Origin of the sequence: Acinetobacter sp. WCHAc060033, from assembly GCF_004209125.1 — a bacterium.
GTDB classification, from domain to species: Bacteria; Pseudomonadota; Gammaproteobacteria; order Pseudomonadales; family Moraxellaceae; genus Acinetobacter; species Acinetobacter wuhouensis.
This window is the reverse complement of sequence record NZ_SGSW01000086.1, coordinates 1-6,228: the sequence shown is the minus strand read 5'-3', so window position 1 is coordinate 6,228 and position 6,228 is coordinate 1. Positions and strand designations below refer to the sequence as shown.

Below are 6,228 nucleotides of genomic sequence, written 5' to 3'. Positions count from 1 at the left end.
TGCTTTATTTTTATTTAGTAGTAAACTGCTGCCCCACCAAATTCCTAAAATCACCAAGGCCAATGTGCAAATACTGATAAATAGTTTTTTATTTCGTAATACACTCACTTGTTGACTCACTGATCTACCCTCAAAATATTTTCTCTCAGGATAAATTCAAGTTCTTAAGATCTAATTAAGTTTAGAAATTCAATTTCTTCGGGATCTAAATGATAATTCCTACCTAAAAAGAAAATCTGAGTTACTCCTAAAAAATGGATGAAATCTCAAAAAAAACCACCCATTTCACCTTATCTTAAGAAGCAATCAGTTTGCTTAAATCAATTCAAGAATATAATCAGCCTCAAAATTTCATCTTTGATAAACGGCAAATTAATAAAATATCCCTACAATGTCGGGAAAATGTGTTCTAACGCTTTACTTTATAAGTTTTAATCATTATTTTTTTAAAGCAAAATTAATCATGCATGATTTCAATCTGAATTAATTCGGATTGAAATCAATTATTTATGAAAATTATTTAAATTTTCACTTTATCCTAAAATCATGATGCTAAATAAAAATCAAAACCATTAAATTAATACCACTTATACTTTTAATAAATAGTAATTCTGCTACAATCTAATCTTCTTACTTGGATAATTGAGACCATCTAAGTGATCATGGTTTTAGGTAGATTGCTAGCTTTTTGGGCAATCTTGTTACAGATTGCTGTTTTTATTCAGCCCTTACTCCCAGAGAAATATCAAGTTTCTCCAGTCTGTGAAACTATTGTCCATGCTCTTCAATTAGATACCTCTCACAATCCACATAGTTCAGATCATTCTTCGCATAATCACTCTCACCAAGACGTGGGTTTGACTAATCATGCATATCTTGATCAAAAAACTTTATCCAGCCATCATCACGATATAAATCATCAATGCCAGTACTGTGTTGTATACGCACATGTCGTTCCACTACCTGACATTGGTGTAAAAGAAGTTCTGGTTAGAATCCAAGTTCTTTTTTTAGCTTTTAAAGAAGCTTTTTTCCATATCTTCTTTCTTTTAAAGCAATTATTTCTTATCCCCCAAGGTCGAGCACCTCCTTTCTCTTTTGCTGTCTAAGTTTATTGGCAATTATTTATTGTTTTGAAATTTAATTAGTTGAAGAGACTAATCGCTATGTTTTTATTTTTAAAAAATGCACATACCTGTGTAGGCACACTCATATCAGGACATATGCGATCTAGAGCATGCTTAGTATGTGGAGGATTACGATGACCTTAGGTTTTACCGCACTTGAGTTAGCGCGTATTCAATTTGCATTCACTGTGTCATTTCACATTATTTTCCCCGCTATTTCTATTGGCCTGGCAAGCTTTCTTGCTGTTTTAGAATGGCGATGGCTTAAAACAAATGATCCTGTTTATCATGACCTATTCAAATTCTGGGTGAAAATATTTGCTGTAGCTTTTGGCATGGGCGTTGTTTCTGGTGTCGTTATGAGCTATCAGTTTGGTACAAACTGGAGTGAGTTTTCCCGCTTTGCTGGTGGAGTTACAGGACCTTTACTCAGTTATGAAGTTTTAAGTGCTTTTTTCTTAGAAGCTGGATTTTTAGGAATCATGCTTTTTGGATGGGGCCGAGTGGGAAAGAAAGCACATTTTTTTGCCACACTTATGGTTGCGGTCGGCACTTGTATTTCAATGTTTTGGATTCTGTCTTCAAATAGTTGGATGCAGACTCCTCAAGGGTTCACCATTGAAAATGGGATTGTTGTACCTCAAGATTGGTTTGCTATTGTTTTTAACCCCTCTTTTCCTTACCGATTGGCACACATGGCAATTGCTGCCTTTATGGTAGCAGCCTTATTGGTTGCGGCAACAGCTGCTTGGCATTTGCTCAAGGGGCGTCGAGATGCGTTGGTGAAAAAGTCGTTCTCGATGGCACTCTGGCTCATTTTAATTTTAGCTCCCCTACAAGTCTTTATTGGTGATGCACATGGTTTAAATACGCTAGAACATCAACCAGCGAAATTAGCAGCGATGGAGGGACATTGGGAGACTAACTATGATGAAGGAATGCCTTTGTATTTATTTGGCATCCCCGATATGCAGGAAGAGCGTACAAAATATGCAATTGCGATTCCAAATCTAGGCAGCCTTATTCTCACCCATTCAATGGATGGTACTGTTAAAGGCTTAAAAGACTTTGCTCCTGAAGATCGTCCGAATTCGACGGTAGTTTTTTGGAGTTTCCGTATCATGGTTGGTTTAGGCATGTTGATGCTGTTACTGGGAGTTACCAGCGTTTGGCTGAGAAAAACAGGAAAATTATTTGAAAATAAGTGGTTTCACCGCTTTGCTTTATTGATGGGCCCCTCTGGTTTTATTGCATTGTTAGCTGGTTGGTTTACGACAGAAGTTGGTCGTCAGCCATGGGTTGTCTACGGCGTGATGCGCACCAAAGATGCGCTTTCCCCTGTTTCGGCTGAACAGGTCGGCTTAACCTTAATTATTTTTGTTGTGGTGTATTTCATTGTTTTTGGAATTGGCATTTATTACATGTTGAAACTGATGCACAAAGGACCTGAATTTATTTATAACCAACCAGATGAAGTTGGTGGAGTCGGTCATTTTAAAACACCTATGCGCCCACTGAGTGCCACAGATGAGCGTCTTGATGATCGAGATCAAGGAGCGTCTTCATGATTGATTTATCTTTAATCTGGATTGTTATTATTGCCACCGGTGTTTTCATCTATGTAGTGCTAGATGGCTTTGATCTCGGCATCGGGATTTTGTTTCCATTCATCAAAAACCACCAAGAACGTGATGTAATGATGAATACGGTCGCTCCTGTCTGGGATGGTAATGAAACATGGATGGTACTTGGCGGTGCTGGTTTATTTGCAGCATTCCCTATCGTATATTCCGCAGTTTTATCAGCACTTTACTTGCCTATTATCCTTATGGTGATTGCACTGATTTTCCGTGGAGTTGCGTTTGAGTTTCGTTTTAAAGCAAATCGTACTAAGCATCTTTGGGATGCTGCATTCATTGGTGGATCTGTATTATCGAGTTTTTTACAAGGTGTAATTCTTGGAGCATATATTCAGGGTATACATATTATCGATGGGCGTTATGCAGGTGGCGGCTTAGATTGGCTAACACCCTTCTCATTATTTACAGGTTTAGGTGTGGTAGTTGTATATGCCGCATTGGGATGTGGTTGGCTCATCATGAAAACCGATGATCTGTTACAAAGCAGTATGTATCGTTTAATGCCGAAATTGATTATTGCACTACTACTCATCTTTGCAGCAGTGAGTATTTACACCCCCTTAGCACACCCAATGATTGCTGAACGCTGGTTTAAACAACCACAACTTTTATATTTCAGTCCTGTACCAATTTTAGTGTTGGTTTTCACCTATCTAACCATTAAAGCTTGTCAAAAGCGTCATGAATCAATGCCTTTCTTATACACCTTGGCACTGGTATTTCTGGCATATACAGGTTTTCTAATTAGCATATTCCCTTATGTAATTCCGCCATCAGTAACGATTTGGGATGCTGCTGCGCCAGCCAATAGTCAGTTGTTTGCGCTGATCGGCGCACTGATTTTGATCCCAATTATCATCATTTACACCATCATGGCTTATTGGGTATTTAGAGATAAAGTCCGTGTTGGCGATGAGGGTTACCATTAAAGGAGTTACTAATGAAATTATCACAATTTCAGTGGTTTATCTTGCTATGGTTAGTCGGCTTCCTAAGTTTATTGGCAATTGCTATGAGCTTTAGGTTTCTGCTTCAGCTTGCTTATTAGCTATCTAAAAAGAAGAGGATACTCTTATGAACCTACTTCAACAGCAGCATGTGAATATTAATCATGATTTTCCATTCATCGTTAATTTAACTTTAGCTCAAGAGATTATCAGAGCACGCAAAAAGATGAATATCTCTCAACAACAACTAGCATCTAAACTTGGTATCTCTCCAAGGACGCTAGAAAGTTGGGAAAGAGGTGTTCGCCATCCATCAAGTTCTGCGCAGGCTTTAATCAAACTATTTATAAAGTCACCTCAATTTGTATTGGATAACCTTAACTAAAATAGAAAGACCATGTTTTCACATGGTCTTTTCTATCATCTATTTGAATCAATAAATTATTGAGAAGTGTATAAACCATCAATGGTAATTGACTGCCAGTCACAAATGAGGCCAGTAGATAAGACATTAATAACTTTACTTCATCGTTTTCTCAAGCTAGCGCCTAGAATTTTAGCCACTTTATTATTAACACGTCTTGATACGATAAATCTCTGTTTCTAGGGAAAATGTTAAATATGTTATCTGTTAAAGAATTTTATTTCCTATTTCTTAACTTGGATTGCAAATTGAATTACATGACATTTTCCGTTATGCAACTTGCCTTCATAACGTTCCAGCTCTCCTACATAAAAATGAAAGAGATGATCATTTTTAAATATGGAAAGAATCAACGTTGGGGCGTATAAATAATTGATATCTTTGGGGCCACCTGTTTGATAATGGATTTGCTCTTTAGAATAAAGCTCACCTATAAACCAGCCATTATTAGTCAGTGATTGACGAATCCCTGTGAGAACGTTGAATTGAGTATCTTCGTCAAAATGACCATATACGCACATCACATTTTGATAGCTCTCTCGCGGCCATTCAACATCACTGAGATCAATATTTCTAAGTGTAAAATCAAATCTAGCTTCTCGAGCTTTTGCTGATAAATGTTGCAAAGCAACTTCTGAGTAATCCCATATTTCTGCTGAAAATGAATCATTTTGCTGTTTCGCTTTATCAGCCAAATAAAGGATATTCCGTCCTTCACCCTCTGCTATAGCAAGAGTTCTTCCCACAATTGGGACCTGATCTGCTATCTGTTGAATAAAATGATTCGGCGAAACGCCATACAGATCCTGTGTTTGCGAATAAAGACTATCCCAATGCTGATTCATATCGTTTTCCAATGATTGAAGAAATTAAGCAGAGAATTCTTTAAATGCTTCCAACGCATTCGCTGCATACATCAATGAAGGCCCGCCTCCCATATAAACTGCGACCCCTAGTACCTCTTCCAATTCTTGTAATGTCATCCCCATTTTGACTAATGTTCTTACATGAAAACCGATACAACCATCACAACGAGAAGCAACACCTATAGCCAAGGCAATAAGTTCTTTTGTTTTTGGATCAATGACACCTTTACGCATTGCTACTTGTGACAATTGATTAAAACTTTTCATTAAATCAGGAGAATCCTGCCCTAATATCTTTAAACTTCCTGATATATTTTGAGTTAAATCTTTATATTTCATTACTTTCTCACTTGAATATCTATTAATTTGAGTTGGATTAAAATAAAAAATTAATCATTCCTCTACTGGATAGCCACGTTCTAGCCATGCTTGAAGTCCTCCTTGAATGGATTTAACTTGAGTAAAACCCATATTCTGCAAAGTATCTGTAGCTAAAGCTGATCGACCACCTGTCCCACAAATCAAATAAATTGGCAAATCCTTCAAGTGCTCAAGCGCCTGAATAGTATCGCAGTAATGACTGACTAACGGGTGTTGATGAATACGCATTTCTAAAATACCACGTGGATAGTTCACAGCACGATGATAGCAGCTGCTTGGAACTCTTCAGGCTCTCTTACATCGATAAGAATCGTTTTATGGTTTTTCATTGCTTCAAGTAAGTCTTCTACTGCTACTTCTTGAATACGGCTTTTTGCCATTGAAATTAATTGCTCTGCTGTTTTCACTACTTTTCACCTCTTTATATCTGTAAAGATATGATGTCTGATTAAATACTTATTGCTTTAAAATTCAATTTTTAGATTTGGCTCTAATACAATAATTGCACAGCAGTAAGATGATCAGAAAAATTAAATAAAATGCTGTACCTTTAACAGCTACACCAATGATCTTTTGGACCTGATTACTCTATTTTCTGACAATATAACAATGCCTATAAATCAACCAACAACTACAACAAGAAGCAATCACAGAATAGATGATATCAGCTTATTGATAATAATATATGTATTAATAATATATATTTTAATATTATATTCAAGTGTTCATTTCTAGGATTTAGTCATTTTCAAGATGTTTAACAATATTAATGAATTAAAAATAAGAATGGAGTTATTCAAAAGTTGATATTGTAACCAATTACATAAAAATTTTATCAAACAC

Annotated in this window: 6 protein-coding genes and 1 pseudogene; 4 read left to right on the top strand and 3 right to left on the bottom strand. The window is 36.4% G+C overall.

Features of this window, described 5'->3' with window-relative positions:
• Positions 1 to 662 precede the first annotated feature (662 nt).
• The 4 genes from EXE10_RS19835 (at position 663) to EXE10_RS19820 (ending at position 4,099) form a co-directional block, all read left to right on the top strand.
• The gene (locus EXE10_RS19835; RefSeq protein ID WP_044738008.1) at positions 663 to 1,109 is read left to right on the top strand and encodes a DUF2946 domain-containing protein; all 447 of its coding nucleotides are present in this window, start codon (positions 663 to 665) and stop codon (positions 1,107 to 1,109) included.
• A gap of 152 nt (positions 1,110 to 1,261) precedes the next feature.
• The gene (locus EXE10_RS19830; protein WP_130114503.1) at positions 1,262 to 2,695 is read left to right on the top strand and encodes a cytochrome ubiquinol oxidase subunit I; all 1,434 of its coding nucleotides are present in this window, start codon (positions 1,262 to 1,264) and stop codon (positions 2,693 to 2,695) included.
• Positions 2,692 to 3,696: a cytochrome d ubiquinol oxidase subunit II gene (gene cydB, locus EXE10_RS19825; protein WP_044737967.1), complete on the top strand. Its 1,005-nt coding sequence runs from the start codon at positions 2,692 to 2,694 to the stop codon at positions 3,694 to 3,696. The genes EXE10_RS19830 and cydB overlap by 4 nt, the downstream gene beginning before the upstream one ends.
• Before the next feature lie 145 nt (positions 3,697 to 3,841).
• Positions 3,842 to 4,099 (top strand): helix-turn-helix domain-containing protein, encoded by a 258-nt coding sequence (locus tag EXE10_RS19820; RefSeq protein WP_044737966.1) that lies wholly within the window; start codon positions 3,842 to 3,844, stop codon positions 4,097 to 4,099.
• A 263-nt stretch (positions 4,100 to 4,362) separates the two neighbouring features.
• Here EXE10_RS19820 and EXE10_RS19815 read toward each other — a convergent pair whose 3' ends face one another.
• The 3 genes and pseudogenes from EXE10_RS19815 to EXE10_RS19805 all read right to left on the bottom strand — a co-directional run bounded on the left by EXE10_RS19815 (position 4,363) and on the right by EXE10_RS19805 (position 5,792).
• Positions 4,363 to 4,983: a class I SAM-dependent methyltransferase gene (locus tag EXE10_RS19815; RefSeq protein WP_130114502.1), complete on the bottom strand. Its 621-nt coding sequence runs from the start codon at positions 4,981 to 4,983 to the stop codon at positions 4,363 to 4,365.
• A gap of 24 nt (positions 4,984 to 5,007) precedes the next feature.
• The gene (locus EXE10_RS19810; protein ID WP_130114501.1) at positions 5,008 to 5,343 is read right to left on the bottom strand and encodes a carboxymuconolactone decarboxylase family protein; all 336 of its coding nucleotides are present in this window, start codon (positions 5,341 to 5,343) and stop codon (positions 5,008 to 5,010) included.
• Between the two features lie 54 nt (positions 5,344 to 5,397).
• Positions 5,398 to 5,792 (bottom strand): annotated as a pseudogene (locus EXE10_RS19805) (rhodanese-like domain-containing protein).
• Between the last annotated feature and the right edge of the window lie 436 nt (positions 5,793 to 6,228).